The organism is Arthrobacter sp. GW822-FHT05G07, assembly GCF_058799755.1.
This window is the reverse complement of sequence record NZ_JBXALT010000019.1, coordinates 1-18,154: the sequence shown is the minus strand read 5'-3', so window position 1 is coordinate 18,154 and position 18,154 is coordinate 1. Positions and strand designations below refer to the sequence as shown.

Annotated in this window: 17 protein-coding genes and 1 pseudogene; 5 read left to right on the top strand and 13 right to left on the bottom strand. The window is 64.1% G+C overall.

Annotation, left to right across the window (positions count from 1 at the left end; translation table 11 throughout):
* Positions 1 to 55: 55 nt before the first annotated feature.
* The 6 genes and pseudogenes from AC1RJY_RS23660 to AC1RJY_RS23635 all read right to left on the bottom strand — a co-directional run bounded on the left by AC1RJY_RS23660 (position 56) and on the right by AC1RJY_RS23635 (position 5,492).
* The gene (locus AC1RJY_RS23660) at positions 56 to 739 is read right to left on the bottom strand and encodes a LysR family substrate-binding domain-containing protein (protein WP_253033915.1); all 684 of its coding nucleotides are present in this window, start codon (positions 737 to 739) and stop codon (positions 56 to 58) included.
* A gap of 48 nt (positions 740 to 787) precedes the next feature.
* A pseudogene (locus tag AC1RJY_RS23655) lies at positions 788 to 961 on the bottom strand (LysR family transcriptional regulator); the annotation flags it as partial.
* 276 nt (positions 962 to 1,237) lie between these two features.
* Positions 1,238 to 2,437 (bottom strand): acyl-CoA dehydrogenase family protein, encoded by a 1,200-nt coding sequence (locus AC1RJY_RS23650; protein ID WP_253033907.1) that lies wholly within the window; start codon positions 2,435 to 2,437, stop codon positions 1,238 to 1,240.
* The gene (locus AC1RJY_RS23645; RefSeq protein ID WP_253033908.1) at positions 2,437 to 3,684 is read right to left on the bottom strand and encodes a CaiB/BaiF CoA transferase family protein; all 1,248 of its coding nucleotides are present in this window, start codon (positions 3,682 to 3,684) and stop codon (positions 2,437 to 2,439) included. Before AC1RJY_RS23645 ends, AC1RJY_RS23650 begins: the two co-directional genes overlap by 1 nt.
* Positions 3,685 to 3,858: 174 nt before the next feature.
* Positions 3,859 to 4,734: a 3-hydroxyacyl-CoA dehydrogenase family protein gene (locus tag AC1RJY_RS23640; protein WP_253033909.1), complete on the bottom strand. Its 876-nt coding sequence runs from the start codon at positions 4,732 to 4,734 to the stop codon at positions 3,859 to 3,861.
* Positions 4,731 to 5,492 carry an enoyl-CoA hydratase/isomerase family protein gene (locus AC1RJY_RS23635; RefSeq protein ID WP_253033910.1) on the bottom strand — a complete coding sequence of 254 codons (762 nt, stop codon included), beginning with the start codon at positions 5,490 to 5,492 and terminating at the stop codon, positions 4,731 to 4,733. Before AC1RJY_RS23635 ends, AC1RJY_RS23640 begins: the two co-directional genes overlap by 4 nt.
* 172 nt (positions 5,493 to 5,664) lie before the next feature.
* Here AC1RJY_RS23635 and AC1RJY_RS23630 point away from each other — a divergent pair, with 172 nt between their 5' ends.
* Together AC1RJY_RS23630 and AC1RJY_RS23625 are read left to right on the top strand one after the other, a co-directional pair.
* Positions 5,665 to 7,086 carry an NAD-dependent succinate-semialdehyde dehydrogenase gene (locus AC1RJY_RS23630; RefSeq protein ID WP_342451805.1) on the top strand — a complete coding sequence of 474 codons (1,422 nt, stop codon included), beginning with the start codon at positions 5,665 to 5,667 and terminating at the stop codon, positions 7,084 to 7,086.
* A 92-nt stretch (positions 7,087 to 7,178) separates the two neighbouring features.
* Positions 7,179 to 8,393 (top strand): thiolase family protein, encoded by a 1,215-nt coding sequence (locus AC1RJY_RS23625; protein WP_253033867.1) that lies wholly within the window; start codon positions 7,179 to 7,181, stop codon positions 8,391 to 8,393.
* Between the two features lie 488 nt (positions 8,394 to 8,881).
* Here AC1RJY_RS23625 and AC1RJY_RS23620 read toward each other — a convergent pair whose 3' ends face one another.
* Positions 8,882 to 9,715, bottom strand: coding sequence for an IS5 family transposase (locus tag AC1RJY_RS23620; RefSeq protein WP_253033868.1), 834 nt, complete (start codon positions 9,713 to 9,715; stop codon positions 8,882 to 8,884).
* On the opposite strand from AC1RJY_RS23620, the gene AC1RJY_RS23615 reads away from it, so the two are divergent.
* Positions 9,608 to 10,699 carry an NAD-dependent epimerase/dehydratase family protein gene (locus AC1RJY_RS23615; protein ID WP_263661262.1) on the top strand — a complete coding sequence of 364 codons (1,092 nt, stop codon included), beginning with the start codon at positions 9,608 to 9,610 and terminating at the stop codon, positions 10,697 to 10,699. The two genes, AC1RJY_RS23620 and AC1RJY_RS23615, sit on opposite strands and share 108 nt — an antisense overlap.
* On the opposite strand, the gene AC1RJY_RS23610 is transcribed toward AC1RJY_RS23615, so the two are convergent.
* The 6 genes from AC1RJY_RS23610 to AC1RJY_RS23585 form a co-directional block, all read right to left on the bottom strand.
* Positions 10,622 to 12,493: a hypothetical protein gene (locus AC1RJY_RS23610; protein WP_253033870.1), complete on the bottom strand. Its 1,872-nt coding sequence runs from the start codon at positions 12,491 to 12,493 to the stop codon at positions 10,622 to 10,624. The two genes, AC1RJY_RS23615 and AC1RJY_RS23610, sit on opposite strands and share 78 nt — an antisense overlap.
* Before the next feature lie 13 nt (positions 12,494 to 12,506).
* The gene (locus tag AC1RJY_RS23605; protein ID WP_253033871.1) at positions 12,507 to 13,298 is read right to left on the bottom strand and encodes a hypothetical protein; all 792 of its coding nucleotides are present in this window, start codon (positions 13,296 to 13,298) and stop codon (positions 12,507 to 12,509) included.
* Between the two features lie 60 nt (positions 13,299 to 13,358).
* Positions 13,359 to 13,694 carry a hypothetical protein gene (locus AC1RJY_RS23600; RefSeq protein ID WP_253033872.1) on the bottom strand — a complete coding sequence of 112 codons (336 nt, stop codon included), beginning with the start codon at positions 13,692 to 13,694 and terminating at the stop codon, positions 13,359 to 13,361.
* A gap of 12 nt (positions 13,695 to 13,706) precedes the next feature.
* Positions 13,707 to 14,900 carry a MinD/ParA family ATP-binding protein gene (locus AC1RJY_RS23595; protein WP_253033873.1) on the bottom strand — a complete coding sequence of 398 codons (1,194 nt, stop codon included), beginning with the start codon at positions 14,898 to 14,900 and terminating at the stop codon, positions 13,707 to 13,709.
* Between the two features lie 172 nt (positions 14,901 to 15,072).
* Complete coding sequence (locus tag AC1RJY_RS23590) at positions 15,073 to 15,606, bottom strand: hypothetical protein (RefSeq protein WP_253033874.1); 534 nt, start codon at positions 15,604 to 15,606, stop codon at positions 15,073 to 15,075.
* Positions 15,606 to 16,733 (bottom strand): M23 family metallopeptidase, encoded by a 1,128-nt coding sequence (locus tag AC1RJY_RS23585; protein ID WP_253033875.1) that lies wholly within the window; start codon positions 16,731 to 16,733, stop codon positions 15,606 to 15,608. Before AC1RJY_RS23585 ends, AC1RJY_RS23590 begins: the two co-directional genes overlap by 1 nt.
* A 277-nt stretch (positions 16,734 to 17,010) precedes the next feature.
* Between AC1RJY_RS23585 and AC1RJY_RS23580 the strand changes: the two genes are divergently transcribed.
* Positions 17,011 to 17,748: a hypothetical protein gene (locus AC1RJY_RS23580; protein ID WP_253033876.1), complete on the top strand. Its 738-nt coding sequence runs from the start codon at positions 17,011 to 17,013 to the stop codon at positions 17,746 to 17,748.
* The coding region (locus AC1RJY_RS23575; RefSeq protein WP_498603674.1) for a hypothetical protein at positions 17,745 to 18,154 on the top strand (410 nt) is incomplete at its 3' end. The genes AC1RJY_RS23580 and AC1RJY_RS23575, both read left to right, overlap by 4 nt.

Below are 18,154 nucleotides of genomic sequence, written 5' to 3'. Positions count from 1 at the left end.
AAACAGACACTCCCGAGTTCACCGACCCCATAGTAGAAATATGGCAGGCGAACACTTAGGCTCCCGGCAGTTCTTGAGGCAAAACCTCTTCCGCCAGGCTGAGGATGGTTTTGAGTCCGGGATTTTGCGAGTCCGTCTTCCAAGCCATCCGTAGTTGTACGCCGTCGATCTCGTCGGAAACAGGGATGAATGAAACTCCATGGTGATCGGTATTCTCCGCCACGGAGGAGATGGTGAGCATTGTCCCTACCTCTGCTGAGACAAGCGCCAGTCCGGTGTACGAGTCCGGGGCTTCTTGAACAATGCGGGGCTCGAATCCCGCTGCATGGCAGAGGCGGAAAAGGCGGTCCGTGAGGACCGACCCGGGATGGGCTGGCAGGACGACGAACGGCTCGTCTTCGAAGGCCGAGACTGGGGTGCTGTGCCTGCCTGCGAGGGGATGGTTTTTGGGCACGGCGAGCATAAGTTGCTCGTTGACCAGAACTCGCGTCTCGATGCCTGCGGGAATGTGATCCCAGCGGCCAATACCGATGTCCACCTCGCCCGTCAGAACGCGGGACATGGCAGGCTGTGCGTAGTTTTGGCTGGAGAGTTCGAGCACGAGGCCGGGAAGCCGGGAGCGTGCGGCGCGAGCGAGGCGGCCGACCATCACGTGGGTGGAAGCACCCGCGAAGGCAATCCTCACGCGGCCGGCTTCTCCACGGCCGGCCGCGGCGACGTCCTGCTTGACTCGTTCCACCTCTGCAAGTATCCGTTGGGCGGGGCCAATAAGCGCTTCGCCTGCTGCCGTAAGACTGACCGAGCGGGTACTGCGTTTAAATAGTTCAGCGCCAAGTTCATGCTCGAATGCTTTTATCACGCGGCTAACCGGGGGCTGAGCCATATGGAGCCGGCTGGCGGCTCGCCCGAAATGTAGTTCCGTGGCGACCGCCAAGAATATTTTGAAGTCCTTGATCTCCATGGCCTCATTATATCTGGATCAAGTAACATTGCTCCCCTCATCTATGACAAATGAATTATGGCTTTCAGGCTCCTCTTCCCGGCCCCGATGAGGCTAGACCGGTCACTTCATCAAGCACTAGCACTGAGGGATGGCGTCGGCTCGTTCCTTCCGCGCCTCTGGAGTACGAGCTGGACAAGGTCACCAGGCTGAGAAGCCAAGAAAGCACGGCCGTCCCGTCGGACGACCGTGCTTTTTTGTTACTACAAGCCCCGCCGGAAGCGCGGCCGGAACAGGTCAGGAGAAGGCCGAGATGCCGGTGATCTCACGCCCCAGGATCAGGGACTGGATGGAATCGGTGCCTTCGTAGGTGTGGACCACTTCCATGTCGGTCAGGTGGCGGGCCACATGGTGCTCCAGCAGGATTCCGTTGCCGCCGAACATGTCCCGGGCATCCCGGCACAGCGTCCGTGCCTTGTCCCCGGTGAACATCTTGGCCAGGGAAGCCTGCTCATTGCTGAGCCGGCCCTCGTCCTGAAGCGCCGCGGTGCGGAAGCAGATCAGCTGCATGGCGGTGAGGTCCGCGAGCATGTTGGCGAGTTTATTCTGCACGAGCTGGTAGCTGGCAATCGGGCGGCCGAACTGGACCCGTTCCCGGGCGTATCTGACCGCCATCTCGTAGGCGGCGGTGGCATGGCCGAGCGATTCCCAGGCCACGGTGCTGCGGGTGGTGTTGAGCACCGCTCCGACGTCGCGGAAGGACCGGGAATTGGCCAGCAGGTTTTCTGCGGGGATCCGCAGGCCGTCGATCTCGATCTGTGCCTGCTGGACGGCCCGCTTTGCCATCTTTCCCGTGATGGCCTCGGCGTGGTACCCGGCGGGGTAGCTGCCGTCGTCGTTCTTTTCCAAAACGAACGCCTTCACCTTCGCATCGGCGGTGTCCCGGGCCCAGATGATGACGAGGTCCGCCACATGGCCCAGCCCGATCCAGCGTTTGGAGCCGTTGATGACGTAGTGGTCGCCGTCCCGGCGCGCGGAGGTTTCCAGGGCCACGGAGTCGGAGCCGTGCTCCGGTTCCGTCAGTGCGAAGGCGCCCAGCTTTTCCAGTTTGGCCATCGCCGGGAGCCAGCGTTGCTTCTGCTCGCCGCTGCCGAGCAGGTTGATGCTGCCCATCGCCAGTCCCGAATGGACGGCGTTGAAGGTGTTGATGCTGCCGTCACCGCGGGAGAGTTCCATCGCGACGAGGCCGGTCTGCAGCCGGGTCAGGCCCGGGCAGCCATAGCCCTGGATCGCTGTGCCGATGATTCCCAGCTCCGCGAACTTGGGCACCAGCTGATACGGGAAGTCCGCCTTCTCCCAGTATTCGTTGATGACGGGGGTGACGTCTTGTTCGACGAAGGAACGGACACGGGCGATCAGTGCCCGGTCGGTGTCATTGAGGTAGTCGTCCACTACATAGAAATCGGAATTGACGGACAGGTCCGTGGCGGCGGTCATCAGTGCTCCTCAGGGGATCGTGTGGGAGTGCCGGCAAGGGCGCCGGCCAAAACGGGCTCGTCCGCGCCGAGCCAGGCCCGGACCAGCCCGGCGCCGCTGTCCAGATCGGGCGGGGTGAGGTCGTAGCTCACGGGGGTCTTGGACAGCCGGATGGGGTTGCGCACCCCGGGCTGCGTGCCCTCTCCGTGCCCTACCGTCACGACGGGCTCCAGACCGATCCGCTCGGCGAATGCGATCCCGGCGTGCAGGTCCTGGATCGGTGCGCACGGGAGCTTCGCGTCGGTGAGGATGTCGAACCATTCGGAGGCGGTCCGGGTCGAGAGGCATTCCACCAGGAGCGGCCGCAGTTCCGTGCGGTTGGTGCTGCGCAGCGGTGCCTGCTCGAAACGCGGATCCACGGCCAGTTCCGGCCGGCCGATGGTGGCGCAGAAGGTGCGGTACTGGGCGTCGTTGCCAATGGCGATGACCAGCTTCCCGTCGCCGGTGTCGAAAGGCTCGTAGGGGTAGATGCTCGGATGCTCGTTGCCCAGCCGGGCCGGGGCAACCCCGCCCAGCACCACGGCTGCGGTCTGGTTCACCATGCCGGAGAGTGCGGAGGACATCAGGTTCATTTCCACCAGCTGGCCTTCCCCGATGCGGTCCCGGTGCCGCAGGGCAGCGAGGATGCCGATGCAGGCATGCAGGCCGGTGATGACGTCGAACACCGCAACTCCGGAACGGAAGGGCTCGGTGTCCGGCGCTCCGGTGAGGTCCATCAGCCCGGACAGCGCCTGGATCAGCAGGTCGTAGCCTGGGAGCTGTGCACCGCCGGTGGTCCCGAAGCCGGTGATTGAGGCGTAGACCACGTCCTTGTTGGTGGCCGCGACGGTGTCATAGTCCAGGCCGTAGCGCACCAAGTCACCCGGTTTGAAGTTTTCCACCACGACGTCGGCCCGTTCCGCAATGCGCTGGGCGGTCCTGCGGTCGTCCGCATCACGGAGATCGAGCTTGATCGAGGTCTTATTGCGGTTGATCGAGAGGAAGTAGGTCGAGTCATCGCCGCGGGTGGGCGGGCGCCACGCCCGGGTCTCGTCCCCGGCCGGGCTCTCGATCTTGATCACGGTCGCCCCGAGATCGGCCAGCAGCATGGTGCAGTACGGTCCGGCCAGCACCCTGCCGAAATCTGCGATCAGGATGCCGCTGAGCGGGCCATCTGAACTGCGGCCGAATACCGACCTCTCAGCGGTGGCGGAGTGTTGGCTGTCCATCAATGGGCTCCTCGCATAGTGTTCTCTTCCTCCACCATGACGGACCGCATTGCTATCCGTCCAATACCTATTGATGGCGGTTTTATTGCACGACAGACATAATTGGCCGGATCAACAACAGAGCGCGCTTACCTGGCCATACTGACATCACGCTCGGTTGCTTGGGCTCACTGTTCAGGAGTAGTCGTAGAACCCTTTGCCGGACTTGCGTCCAAGCTCGCCGCGCGCCACCATGTCGCGGAGGATCCGGGGCGGGGCGAACCGCTCGCCGAGCGTTTCATGCAGGTATTCGGCGATTCCGAGGCGGACGTCCAGCCCGACGATGTCCGTGGTGCGTAGCGGTCCGGAGGCGTGCCGGTAACCGAGTTCCATGGCGGCGTCGATGTCCTGGGCACTGGCCACACCCTCTTCCAGCATCCGCATGGCCTCCAGCGCAAGTGCAACGCCCAGACGGGAACTCGCGAAGCCTGGGGCATCGTGGACCACGATTGGAGTCTTGCCCAGCCCGCGAACCCAGCCGGTAGCGGCGTCGGCAAGTTCAGGGGCGGACTGCGGGCCAAGCACGACTTCCACAAGCGTGGACGCCGGGACCGGGTTGAAGAAGTGCAGCCCGCAGAGCCGCTCCGGCCTGCTCAGTGGGGCGGCCAGCCGGGTGACGGACAGCGAGGACGTGTTGGTGGCAATCCAGGCGTCCGCGCCAAGGCTGCGCTCAACATTGAGCAGCGCTTCCTGCTTGAGCGTGAAGTCCTCCGGAACGGCTTCGACAACAAGGCCCGCACCGCCGAAGTCCATGGCGTCCGTCGAGATGGCGAACCGGCCGAGCAGCGAGCCCAGATCCTCCGTCACGGCCGCCCTCTCAATGGCCTTGGCCAGCGTTCCGGTGACACGGTCCCGGGCCGCTGCGGCCGCCGCCGTGTCGCGTTCGACGACGGTGACCTCCGCTCCGGAAACCAGGAAGGCGTGGGCGATGCCGGCACCCATCCGGCCTCCGCCGAGAACACCTACCTTTGTGGGGACGCCCGGGGTTTTTATTGAGGTGGAGTTGGTCATTTGGTGGTTCCTTTGTGTTTTTTTCGGTCCAGAAATGCCTGCATCCGCTCAAACTTTGCCTCTGATTCAAAGAGGATGCCCTGGGCGAGTTCATCGATGGCCGGGTGGGCGGACCTGGGCGCGTGGAGGACACTCTTGGTGAGGCGGACCGCAAGCGGATCCTGGGACGCGATCCGGGCCGCGAGGGCGAAGGCCGCGGAAATCAGTTGGTCCGGTTCATGCAGTTCAGTGACGAGGCGAACCGCCATCGCTTCTGCGCCGTCGAGCACTTTGCCGGTGAGCAGTATTTCCTTCGCCAGGGGCTCGCCCACCAGTTCCACGAGGCGCCAGCCTGCGCCGGCGGCAGCGAGGATGCCGAGCCCGGTTTCGGGATTGCCGATCTTTGCCCGTGCTGTGGCGATCCGGAAGTCCGCCGCATAAGCCAGTTCAGCACCACCGCCAAGCGCAAAGCCGTCGATGGCTGCGATCACCGGCATCGGCAGCCGGGCGATCCGCTGGAAGAGGCCCGAATTGATGCCGGCCAGCGCATCATCACGGCGGCGTTCGCGGAGCTGGGCGATGTCCGCTCCGGAAGCAAAGATGCCCCCGGAGGCAACGTGCGCCCCGGAGAGGATGAGGATTCGGGGATTCCGCTCCAAATCGGCGCAGACGGTGTGCAACTCGTCCACCATGAGCCGGTCTATGGCGTTGCGGACTTCCGGCCGGTTGAGTTCGACGTGGACGGTCGCGCCGGCGTCGTGGATCTGGATCGTCTTCACCCGCCCACTGTGGCATTACTCATTAGTCATCGTCCAATACCTAACATTGGTCAACTTATTACTTTTGAGTCATAGATGGGCCTTTAGGGAAATGGGTTACGGCGATTGATCCATAATGATCATTGATCACCCTACTAATAAGTATTGGACGGCATAGCCGGAAGCTGGGATCGTGAGTGCTAAGACAAGGCCGTACCCGCAGAAAGAGTTCCGGACCATGAGCAACTACGCGACCATCAACCCGGCAACCGGAGAACGCGTTGCCGCGTTCCCCACCCTCACCGACGAGGAAGTGCAGGATGTACTCAAGCGCTCCTTCACGGAATACCGCACCTGGCGCTGCGCCCCGCTGGCGGAGCGGGCCGCAGTACTGAGCCGCATCGCCGAACTGCACCGGGAACGCTCCGAGGAACTTGCCGCGCTGCTGACCCTGGAGATGGGCAAGCCTATCGCCGAGGCCCGCGGTGAAGTTGCCCTCGTGGCCTCGATCTACGCCTACTACGCCGACAACGCCGAACGCTTCCTCCGCGATGAACCCTTGGAGATCAGCGGCCCCGGCTCGGCCGTCGTCCGCACCGAACCTATTGGACCGCTTGTCGGCATCATGCCCTGGAACTTCCCCTACTACCAGGTCGCCCGCTTCGCCGCCCCCAACATCGTGTTGGGCAACACCGTGATCCTCAAGCACTCACGCAACTGCCCGCAGTCTGCCCTGGCCATCGAGGCTGTCTTCCGCGACGCCGGGCTGCCCGCCGGTGTCTACATCAACGCCTTCGCCACCAGCGGCCAGATCGCCACCATGATCGCCGACCCGCGCGTGCAGGGCGTCTCCCTGACCGGCTCCGAGAAGGCCGGATCCGCCGTCGCGGAGGTTGCCGGGCGCCATCTGAAGAAGTATGTGCTGGAACTGGGCGGCTCCGACCCGTTCATCGTCCTGCCGGATGCCGACCTGGACAAGGCCGTCGCCGGCGCCGTGGCGGGCCGGATGTACAACGGCGGCCAGGCCTGCACGGCCTCCAAGCGCTTCATCATTGTCGGCGACATCTACGACGAGTTCCTGCGCCGCTACACTGAAGCCATGTCCAAGATCACCCCGGGTGACCCCACGGATGCCCAGACGTCCTTCGGGCCGTTGTCTTCCCAGGCCGCTGTCGACGAAATCGCCGAACTCGTCCAGGACGCCGTCTCTAAGGGTGCGACCGCCGTCACCGGCGGTGACGCCCCGAACGAAGCGGGCGCCTACCACCCGGCGACCGTCCTGACCGGTGTTACGCCGGAAATGCGGGCCTACTCGGAAGAGATCTTCGGGCCGGCCGCAGTCGTCTACCGGGTGGATTCCCCCGAAGCTGCCGTTGACCTGGCCAACGACTCGCCCTTCGGCCTCTCGAGCTCCATCTACAGCGCCGACGTCGAGGCCGCCCGGCAGCTCGCCGACCAGCTGGAAACCGGAATGGTCTGGATCAACAGCATCAGCCGCAGCGCCCCTGACCTGCCCTTTGGCGGGGTCAAGCGCTCGGGCGTCGGACGGGAACTGGCCCAGTACGGGATCAACGAATTTGCCAACAAGAAACTCATCCGGATCCCGACGGCCTAAACACGCACTGCAATCGCTGCCCGACGTCCTCAACAACGGCGGGCAGCGCCAACCTGCGCCTGCAAGCGGCTTCAAAGGAAAACGAGGAAAGTGTGAACCAGGCCTATATCTATGACGCCGTGCGGACACCGTTCGGCAAGTTCGGCGGCAGTCTCGCCGGGATCCGCCCGGATGACCTGGCCGCGCACGTGATCGGCGAGTCCGTGAAGCGTGCCCCGAAGCTGGATGTGGAGCGGATCGATGAGGTGGTGTTCGGCAACGCCAACGGCGCCGGGGAGGAAAACCGCAACGTCGCCCGGATGGGCACCCTGCTCGCCGGGCTGCCGGTGTCCATCCCGGGCACCACGGTCAACCGGCTGTGCGGGTCCTCGCTGGACGCGGCGATTATCGCCTCCCGCCAGATCAGCACCGGGGACGCCGAGCTGATGCTCATCGGCGGGGTCGAATCCATGTCCCGGGCCCCGTGGGTGCTGCCCAAGACCGAAAAGCCCTACCCGGCCGGGGACCTGACCCTGGCCTCCACCACGCTGGGCTGGCGCCTGGTGAACAAGGCCATGCCCGCCGAGTGGACAATTTCTTTGGGCGAGGCCACCGAGCGTTTGCGCGAAAAATACGCCGTGGCCCGTGAACAGCAGGACGAATTCGCCGCCGCCTCGCACAACCTGGCCGCCGCGGCCTGGGACGAGGGGTTCTACGACAACCTCGTCACCGTGGTCCCCGGCACGGACCTGGTCCGGGACGAGGGCATCCGGCCCGGGTCCACCGCGGAAAAGCTCGCGGCCCTCAAGACCGTGTTCCGGAACGAGCCCGAGGGCGCCGAGGCCGGCGGGACGGTCACCGCCGGAAACGCCTCCCCGCTCTCGGACGGCGCGTCCGCGGCGTGGATCGGGTCCGAGAACGCCGCCGGGCTGCTCGGGCTGGAGCCTCTGGCCCGGATCGCCGGGCGCGGCGCGCACGCCAACGACCCGCAGTTCTTCGGCTACGCCCCGGTGGAGGCGGCGAACAAGGCCCTCGCCAGGGCCGGCATCGGCTGGGACGAGGTCGGCGCCGTCGAATTGAACGAGGCGTTCGCCGCGCAGTCCCTGGCCTGCATCAGCGCCTGGGGCATCGACCCGTCCATCGTGAACCGGCACGGCGGCGCGATCGCCATGGGCCACCCGCTGGGCGCCTCCGGTGCCCGGATCCTGGGCACCCTGGCCCGGTCCCTGCAGGCCTCTGGGCAGCGCTGGGGCGTCGCCGCGATCTGCATCGGCGTGGGCCAGGGCCTGGCCGTCGTCCTCGAAAACGTCACCGCTCCGGCTAGCTAGGGCTTCGGCACTGAAGCTGCACTCGTCTTTGATGAGACAAAAAGCATGAATGCGGCAACTTAAGTGAAACTGCGCCAACTTAGTTGAAACAGGACATTAACTGGCATGCGCGGGTATTCGTGGGCCGGGAGTAGGGCCCTGCGTGGGCGCCCCAATCGTAGGCAGCAGGAATGGAAGCCGGCGGCCCGCATCGAGCACGTGGGGTGTGAGTCAATGGATTCGACCTCGCTCAAGGTGCGCTGGCTCCGGATGACCGCATCCATGGCGGAGAGGGTGGCAGCCCGTTCGAGTCGGGCCGGGTCCGGGGGTCCCTGCTTTTGGCAGGGACCCCCGGACGCGGCCCTTGGTCAGAGAAGGCAACCGGGTGGCCTCGGGCAGTCATCTATCGCGAGTGTGCTGTTCGCGTGCTGCGGCGATGTACTGGGCGTAAGCGGCGGCCGAATCGGTGGCGTGGCGTTCGATGGTCTTAGTAAGTGTTGGGAAAGGGGTCACGGCGCTTTGGCGGGTTGCCAGGGCCGGCGCCCGGGGGCCGGAGCGAGCCGGCGGGCCATGAGCCCGATCATGGCCCATTTGACCATGGCCTCGGCGTGTCCGGGGAGGCGTTCGTAGTCCCGTCCCAGGCGCCGGCAGCGGACCAGCCAGGACAGGGTGCGCTCGACGACCCAGCGTCGCGGCAGGACCTCGAAGGTGTGCTGCCCGGCCGGTTTCACCACGATCTCGACGGTGATCCGCAGCAGCAGGCGTGCGAACTCCACCAGTTTGCCGGCATAGCCGCCGTCGGCCCACACGAGCACGATCGAGGGCATTTTCATCCGGGCCTTTTCCAGCACCCGGCGCCCGCCGTCGCGGTCCTGCACGCTGGCGGCGGTGACCAGCACGACCACCAGCAGCCCGATCGTGTCCACCACGATGTGCCGCTTGCGCCCGTTAGTCTTCTTGCCCGCGTAGTACCCGCGGGAATCGCGGCCGACGGTGTCGGCGCCCTTGACGGTCTGGGCGTCCACGATGCCGGCCGAGGCCATCGGGTCTTTCCCGGCATCGTTGCGGGCCGCGTCGCGCAGCGCGTCGTGGATCCGGTCGGTGATGCCCTCGCGGTTCCACCGCTTGAAGTACCAGTAGACGGTGTCCCAGGGCGGGAAGTCGTGCGGCAGCATCCGCCAGGCACACCCGGTCCGGTTCAGGTACAGGATCGCCTCCACGATCCGGCGCCTCGAATGCTTGGCCGGCCGGCCTCCGGTCTTGACCGGAACCATCGGCGCAATCAGCGCCCACTGGTCATCGGTCAGGTCCGAAGGATAGGGACGCGGGGAAGAGCCCTCCATGCCTCCACGCTGAACCCGTCGGCCGCGGCAGTCAACAGGCTCGCCCCACTTTCCCAACACCTACTTAGGGACAGAAAGATCCTCGTCACCGGGGCCTCGGGCCGGATTGCTTCGGCGCTCAGTATGAAGCTGGCCGGGCAGAACGAGGTGTGGGGCATCGCCCGCTTCGGCAACGAAAAGGTACGCGGGGAACTCCAGGAAGCCGGCGTGAAGACCTGCTCCGTCGACCTGGTCAACCCTGATTTTTCCGGGCTGCCGGAGGACTTCGACCACGTACTGCACCTAGCCGCGTACCTTGGCGGCGGTGATGATTTCGGTAAGGCACTGGACATCAACGCGGTCGGCACGGGCTTGGTGCTCTCGCACTTCCGCAGGGCGGCGTCGGCGCTGGTGATGTCCACGACCGGGGTCTACCGGCCGCACCCGGACCCGTGGCACCGGTACACCGAAACCGATCCGCTGGGGGACCCGATCAACCCCTCCACCCCGACCTATGGGGTCACCAAGGTCGCCCAGGAGGGCACCGCCCGGCTCTGTGCACGCCTGTACGGCCTGCCCGTGGTGATCGCGCGCATGAACGCCTCGTACGGGCCCCGCGGCGGGCTTCCCGTGACGCACTTGGACAAGGTCGCCGCCGGCGAGACGATCCGGCTGCGGTCGGACCCGGCTCCTTACAGCCCGATCCACGACGACGACATTGCGGACCACATCGAGGGGCTCCTCGCCGCTGCTTCCGTGCCGGCCACGGTGGTGATGATCGCCGCCATCCCCGAAACCAGGGCAATGCTGAGCCCGATCCACTCAGGACCGGTACGGTTCCCGCCCCACAAACCACGGCGGGAAACCTCACCACCGACAACAACCATGCGTCCCATCAGACCTACTCCCCTGCTTTCGTACTGCTCATTACCGTCCGCTGATGTGATCGGTATCAGGCACCATCGAGTTCACGCCCTGACGGCCGCGCAGTGCGGCCTGCCGTGATGCTTCACGCCCGGCCAGCAGGAACGCTGTCGCCCCGCCGGCGGCAATCTTGGCTGAGCCTCGTCCTACACTCGCCGCTCCGCTGCGGGCAGCGGCAGCAGTTTTTCCGGCCGGAGTACCGGCCCGGTCATCCCGCTGCGCCTGGGCAATGGTGCGGGTATCAGGTGCAGCCGGTGCATCCTGGCCAGGGGCTCCCATCGCGGCGGCCCCCTGTCTGGTGGCGCCGGCACTTCGACGGCCGCTGCCTGTAGCCGCGCCGGCCCCGGCTGCACCATCGGTCAGACCCCCGTCAGGACCGGCAGAAAAGCGAGGCCCGCCTGATACCTGGGCTGCCGCCCCGCTGACGGCGGCACCGGTGCGCCCACCGCCGGCCGGGCCGGACTGTGCCTGCATGGTGCGGCGCTGACGGATCATCGCACCGATCCCGGCACCGGCCCCGGCCACCATCGCCGCCCCGGCAATGGAGGGACGGTTAGCACCCAAAGAACTGGCCGAGGATGGCAGTATCGGGACGAATTTGAACAGCAGCGCGGGTGAGAACGCGAGGACGACCATGGCGGCGGCTGCGATGAACACCGAGGAGGCGTTCACCAAGGCGTCTCCGGTACCTTCGCCCTGGAACGCGGGGCGGTTCGAGATGAAGCTGAACAGCGCACCCATGATCAACAGAATCAGCGGCTTCGACAGAGCGATACCCAGCCACAGCGAACCGGCCTTGGCAACCCGGCCGCGGTGTTCGGGATGGATCATGAAGCCGATCATCAGCGCAATGCCTACGCCCAGCAGTGACAGCGCGAGTGGCTGCAGAGCGAACAGCCCCAGGAGCGCCCAGGCCCCGACGAAGAGCAACCCGAACAGCAGCACAGCTGCCAGCGGTCCGAAAACGCCACTGGACTCATACGAGGCGAAACGGGAAATGCTTGTGGCGAAGTCCCCGATCTGGTTTGAGGTCCATGGGCTGATCGAATCAGTAACCTGAACCAATGCGTTGTTGCCCACGTATCCCAGAACCGGGCCGAACAATGCCAGCAGAACCGCGAGTGGGGCGTACCAGATCACCGATTCACGCATGGCGTCAGGATCGATTTTTTCATCCGAGTAGTCCCGGAAGAGTTTGAAGAACATCAGTGCCAGCAACACGATCCCGACGCCGGAAAAGACTGACCAGGTGTCTCGGAAGCCGTCATCGACCTGAAACTCTGAGACTTTCAAAAGGTTCACTAAAACCTCGTTCGTGGCCGTCACTCCGGCTTCCTTGGTCGAGTTCGCAAACTTCTCAAACCCGTCCTTGGCATTGGCGATAAACGCCACTGTGTCCACCGCGCCCAGCACAAACTGCCCGCCAGGCTGTGTAGAAACAGCTGTACGCAACACAGCGCCAGCAAGCGGGGCGAATTCGTTCCATGTGCTCGATACCGCACATATGCCCAAGGCAGCTGGCGGTGCCCCTTCCCGCGCCAACGATGAGCAAAACTCGCGCTGTCCTTCTGCAGGTCGGTAGTCCAAGGATTTCTCGGGGGTGTCCAGAAAACTGTTGAAAGCGCGGGTTGCCATTCCCGTGCAGTCCTGGCCGATCATCGTTGCACCGAGAAATTGAGGCCCACAGACGTTCTTGGCGAGTTCGCCGTTGAGACGGTCACGAATGCCGTCGCGCTGGTCTGCCGGCAAGCCCGCCAGCCGCTTCAATTGATCGGCATTCAACTTTTCTGAGGCGTTGATGTCATCCGCTGCTTGAGCGGATCCGGCTGTGAGAACACCGAAGCCCAAGAAGAGCGCGAGGAGTGCGGCAGTCAAGCGGATCCTGCTGCTAGCGCGTAGCGTTTGCATATTCCACCCAGCCTTCTTTACTCAGGTTTTCGAAGTAGCGGCCGACCAGCCCGTTATCGAGAGTGGGCATCTCTCCGGTTGCAGCGCCGACGAGACCGCCCGCAGGGCCTTGGTCAGGGAACTTGTCGGCAAGTTCTGTGTCATCAATACGCACCAGGGCGTCAGAGATTTTCCAATCTCCGTCCCAAACGAGTTCCAGGGAATCGGTACCGAAGTAGCCACCGGGTTCTGCTTCACCGCCGCGGAGACCGCCATAAACCACCTGAATCAATGCGCGGTTCTCGGCTTCGCAGGAAACGAGCCGGTAGAGGCCCCCAGCTTTGACATCAACGCGGTCGAGCCAGCCGCCATCGAAGCTCTTGAAGCTTCCGGACGCGGCCGCCGTCGTGTAGGTGTCGCCAAGCAGAACTGCATCCTTGATCCATGCTTCGTCCGAGGCCAACGTCTTCATCGTGGCTTTCTGGGCTTCCCAGGTTTTAGTGTTCACATCGTGCAGGACCGGTGTGTAGTTGGCTGCTGCTTGGGCGGCGGAGTCGCAGGTGCCGTTGTAGCCGATGGGCGTTTTGCCGTCGGCGGCCGTTGTGGTTCCGCCTTCTCCGATGCTGATTTTGGAGACTGGAAATCCGAGCTTGCCAGCGACCATGTCCGTGCCAGCGGTGGGTTCGGGCTGTGAAGCCTGTTCCGTGGGGCGGAGATTTATCAGGACGACGGCGACTGCCACGATCACCACGACGGCGGCAATCGCGATCAGTAGCTTCCATTTCGTTCTCATGGTCTGGTTCCGTTCTTCGGTAGGAGACAGCTGCCAACGATGAAGTGTGCCACCAGTTGGCTAGGCTCCTGCTGCGGCAGTCAGTGCGAGGATGCCGCCGATGATGACGCTGGCGCCGGCGACGGCGGCGAAGGCGACACCGCTGCGCTTGGCACCGTCCGCGCCATCTGCAATGTCGTCCGAGTGGCCGCGCTGCCGTGCGATTCCCCACTTGCCCAGGTTCATCAGGAAAGCGGCGGTGACCAGGATCAGCACCAGTGCCCAGAGCCCGCCGAGGATCAGCTGGATCGCGCCTTGGAACTGAACTCCGAAGACGTTGATGTTGGGGGTCACCCCGTCCAGGGGGTTATCTGCGGCCGCGGGGATGGTGACGTTGGTGAGGATGCTCTTGAACATGGTGTGGGTTTCCTATCGGTTGGTGGTGTGGATACGTGCGTGGGCGTTGCGGTTGTCTACCTCGAGCAGGCCTGCGGCGATTTCTGCGGTGACGCGTTCGAAGGCGCGGCGGGCGGGATCGCCCACGAGCTGCCAATCGATGATTGAGCCGTTGTCCAAGGCCGCGTCATAGGGGATATCGATGATGGACCGCACCGTGGATTCGAGCTGGGCGCGGAGGTCCGCTTGATCGGTCGCCGAGACTTTGGCGCCCCCGCCCTGGGTGATGACGACGACGGCGTTGGCGACGAGGTTCTTGTAGTGCGGGTTGCCCTGGCGCTCGGACATGGATTCGAGCTGTTCGATCATTCGCAGGGCCGAGACGACGGCGTTTCGCTGGAGCCGGACAGGGATCACGAGCTGGTCTGTGACGTCGATAGAGGCCAGCCAGTTTTCGGAGCGGGTGTTGTTTCCGGTGTCCAGGACGATGGTGTCGTAGAACCGGCTGACCACCGTGTGGATGCGGTTGAATTCTTCCGCGCCGATGGACTTCATCCGATCCGGGTCTTCGTCCGATGCCAGGACGGAGAACTGGTTCTTGCCCTGGTGGCGGGTGTAGTAGGAGAAATCGCCTTTACGGGCCTCGATGGTTTCGAACTTTTCCAGCACGTTCAGCAGGTCCCACACGGTGCGGGTAGAGCCGTTGGCGTTGGTCCGCACACCGAGGGTGCCCATCATTTCGTTGTTGTCCCAGACGATGGCGTGCTGGCCGGAGTGGATCCCGAAGGTTGATCCGATTCCCACGCTGCACATGGTCTTGCCGACCCCGCCCAGGGGCTGGGCGACCATGATGCGCATGGGCCTGGAGTAGACCCGTTGGATCGCGGAAAGGTCGGTGCGGCGGGCCAGCTCGGCTGCGCCGACCTTGGGCTTGATCAGCCCGAACGTCACGGTCCGCAGGAAGGCCTGCCAACCGGTGGCCGGTGGCAGTTCATCGTTCATGTTGTCTTTTTGCAGCACTGATGCGCTGCGCCGGCCGCTGACCAAAGGGGCCGCCTGAGCTTCCACGGCCGCCTGCTGGGCCTGTGCCGGCTCACTGATAGCAACGGTCACTGTCGCGGTTTCCTTGACGGGTTCTGCGGCGTTATCTTCTGCCGACGGTTCGGGGTTCAGCAGGCTGATGGGGGCGCGTGACTTCCGCTCGGCGCCTGACCAGTTGGTGCTCATCGGGTCTTCCTTTCGGGGTTCTGACTTCTGAAAATCTCTGGTGCCGGTTCCTGGAACAGGACCGGGACACTGCTTGCGGCCGTGCCCTGCGGGCTGTGCCGTTCCGGGACGGTTAGCGGGTCGGTGAACAGCGGTGCTGTGCCGAACTCGTCAGCACCGGCGGTGGGCGTGCTCACTGGGGAGTCACCGGGCTGATGGACGTGACAAGCCAGGGATCGTCCTGGCCGATGCGGTGGAGCATCATCGTCCACGGCCCGGCGTTGGTGTCGAAGGACGCCGTAACCGTCATGGGGTTTTGTGCCTCCCGGGTGATCGCGGGACCGTCCGTGACGGTGGAGAACGGAACACGGGCCGGATCGATGTAGCGGGCGTCTTCCTTGTACTCGGTCGCGAGCATCGGTTCCAGATCCTTGAACCAGGTCTTCTCCTCCACCGAAGGCCGGCCGAACAGGACCATGGCCTTCGCGGCGGTCTCTTTGACCCTCGTCTCGGCGGCGGCATCCCAGGTGACGTTAGGGCCGTGGTACTGCTCGGAGGCCTCGTCATGCCCGTGGCCATCACCGGCTGAGTGCGCGTCAGCATCCGCCGTGATGGTCGGGGCCGGCGCGGCCGCTGTGGTGGTCGTCTGTGCGGCTGGGGTCCCGGCGCAGGCCGTCAGCAGGGCAGCGGTGGCCAGCAGGGCCGGGGCGAGTGCGGTTCTGCGCATCACAGGATGCCTTTCTCTTTGAGGATCGGTGTGGGGTCGATGGTGGCGTTGATCGGGATCATCGGATTCGGCAGGGCCCCGGCGTAAAACTCCATATGCAGGTGCCGGCCGAAGACGTTGCCGGTCGCACCTTCAGTCCCGAGGGGGGTTCCGGCGGCAACGGTGTCGCCTTCCTTGACCTTTAGAGAGCCGGCCTCCATGTGGTACATCCCGATGGTCAGCTTCCCGTCCAGGGTTTGGCCGGTGATGCCGGTTCCGAACTGGCCTTCAAGGTTTCTGATTTTCACGATCTTCAGATCCGTGATCGCCACAATCACCCCGGCCTGGCCAGGAGTGGAGAAGTCGATTCCGTAGTGGAAGTTGGCCAGCACTCCCCCGGCCGTACCGGGAGGGGCCGGCCGCGGGCCGTACCCGCTGGTCATGACAGCCTTCTGCAGGGGCTTGACCCACTTCCCGGCAATGTCGCCGACAACCTGGTTTCCCTCGACCGGGCACACCCCGGACGGGTCCACCATGGAAGCCGACTCCCCGCCGAGTGCCTTAACGATCTGCGTGGCCTGTTCCCGGAACCGGGTGTAGTGGTGTGGATCCGCGTTCCGCTGCGTGCGGTGGATGGCAATGGTCGGTTCAAGGTTTTCCCACCCCTGAACGTTCTGGAGAGCCTTGAAGAAGTTTGTAGCGCTGGTGTGGGGGTCCATGCGGTCTTCGTAGGAACCCCACGAACCATTTGCGCGCTGCTGGAACAGCCCCCGTGAGTCCGGGCCAGCACCGTCACCGAAATCAATGACCCGCAGCGTGGACTCGCCAATGGCAGCCTGAACACCGATTAGCTGTGCGGCCACGGGCAGTTTCAGATCCTCTGCAGCCTTCATGATCGCGGCCGCGTTCTTCATCTGCTCACCATCGAACCCGGCCACTGTGCTGCCAGGGACCGCTGATGCTGCGGATACAGCTGACGTGCCAGGTGCCGCACAGGCAGAAGCGGCCTGAGCCGGCGTTCCGCCATCGTCAAGAACCACAACAACGAAGCCCAGGGCGAGGGTGGTAGCGGCGGCAACAGGAACGACGACTTTTCGAAACGCCTTACCTGCAACGGCTGTTGCTGCCCCAGCAGCAGCGACACCCATTAGGACGACCGCCTGATTCTGTCGGCGCGAAACCAGCAGCCGATGAACAGGTAAGTCCCGCCCCTGCACCGCATAGTGACTCGCATATCGCCCCTCCCCTGGGCTATTCCGAGGCTTGTCCCCCGGACGGAAAACCCATCCCGGCTAAACTCAGCCGTAAAGCTAGGATGGATTTGAAACCAACGGTTAAGTATTTGCGGATGCTTAACTATTGGGATCATTCTAGCAGAATCAATCGTGCGCGTCTTGTCGTGTTTGCCCCATCCAAGGAGTGTTTGTGCCTGTCTCAGCCTCAGAGTTCAAGAGCTGGCTGGACGCTCAGTCCATCAGCACTTCCCCTGCCGCTCTGAGCGCTCTGACGGGGCTGCACCGAGGCACGTTGGGCAACCAGCTGCGGCGTGGAAACGTTGCAGAATCGACGGTCGTTGCCGTCGCTCGCGCGTCCGGAGCGAACGTGCTGGAGTCCCTTGCCGCCTTTGACCCGTACAGGAACATGTACACCAGACAGATTGAGCCCACGCCGGCAGAAGTGCTCAGCCAGGTCCACCACGCAGACCTCATGGCCGAGCTACAATTCCGCACCTCGAAGAAGTACTACCCGCGGGATCTGCGGAAACATATTCCGCTCATAGACTTCCCGCACGAGGGATCCAATCGGGCATGGATTGACGCCATCGACTCCGGCGACATCAGGCACCGCATGGCAGAAGAGACTGGCATGGCCCTGACATACATCTTCACGCAGCTCACCGAAAACAAACTGACCCCACCGCTTGCGGTAGCAGCCTCCAGGGCAGCAGGCACTTCCTTCGCATCAGGTCTGGTGGTCGTCGGCCTCGTGCTTCCGGCTGAGGCAGGCTGGCAACCACGCGCCAGGGAGGACGAGCTGCTTGAAATCACGGACGATGCACTTGTCGAGCTAATCTCCGGCCGCATAAACCTGCTGCAGCGGCGCGTCAAACAACGTAAGGAAGCCCAGGAGTATGCGGAAAAGATGACGGAGCTTCTGGGATGAATCCACTAGGTGTCGTCCCGGTGACGCTCATGCTCATCCTTCTGGGCAGTCTTACGTTCAAGCGTATAAATACACCCGCATCCGGGTTTGAGCACGCCTTGCGGGAAAAGGCGAGCAGAATCGCTTTGTCGGGCATCTTTCTCACCACCGCTTATCTGCTGCTGGTACCGCCCGTGTACTACGCGCTGGATTCGATCATGCCGATCACCAACGCTACCGACCTCATCTCCAAGTACTGCGCACTGGTAGCCGTCGCCTTTCTGGGCGGGCACCTTAGTGTCGCCTACGGATCCCCCTTTGCCCGTCGTTGGACAGTGGGCGCTCCCGGAACCGTTGTGCTGGGCCTCGTCTCCGCTGGCCTGCTATGGACTGTCGTGGCCACAGACGCCCCGTATTCATCCCCCCA

What these genes read in the sequence shown, in the direction of transcription:
- AC1RJY_RS23650 (WP_253033907.1), bottom strand. Translation starts at nt 2,437, where the DNA reads ATGACCGCCGCCACGGACCTGTCCGTCAATTCCGATTTCTATGTAGTG.
- AC1RJY_RS23645 (WP_253033908.1), bottom strand. Translation starts at nt 3,684, where the DNA reads ATGGACAGCCAACACTCCGCCACCGCTGAGAGGTCGGTATTCGGCCGC.
- AC1RJY_RS23640 (WP_253033909.1), bottom strand. Translation starts at nt 4,734, where the DNA reads ATGACCAACTCCACCTCAATAAAAACCCCGGGCGTCCCCACAAAGGTA.
- AC1RJY_RS23615 (WP_263661262.1), top strand. Translation starts at nt 9,608, where the DNA reads ATGCTTGGCCGGCCGGCCTCCGGTCTTGACCGGAACCATCGGCGCAAT.
- AC1RJY_RS23620 (WP_253033868.1), bottom strand. Translation starts at nt 9,715, where the DNA reads ATGGAGGGCTCTTCCCCGCGTCCCTATCCTTCGGACCTGACCGATGAC.
- AC1RJY_RS23605 (WP_253033871.1), bottom strand. Translation starts at nt 13,298, where the DNA reads ATGAGAACGAAATGGAAGCTACTGATCGCGATTGCCGCCGTCGTGGTG.
- AC1RJY_RS23600 (WP_253033872.1), bottom strand. Translation starts at nt 13,694, where the DNA reads ATGTTCAAGAGCATCCTCACCAACGTCACCATCCCCGCGGCCGCAGAT.
- AC1RJY_RS23595 (WP_253033873.1), bottom strand. Translation starts at nt 14,900, where the DNA reads ATGAGCACCAACTGGTCAGGCGCCGAGCGGAAGTCACGCGCCCCCATC.
- AC1RJY_RS23590 (WP_253033874.1), bottom strand. Translation starts at nt 15,606, where the DNA reads ATGCGCAGAACCGCACTCGCCCCGGCCCTGCTGGCCACCGCTGCCCTG.
- AC1RJY_RS23585 (WP_253033875.1), bottom strand. Translation starts at nt 16,733, where the DNA reads ATGGGTGTCGCTGCTGCTGGGGCAGCAACAGCCGTTGCAGGTAAGGCG.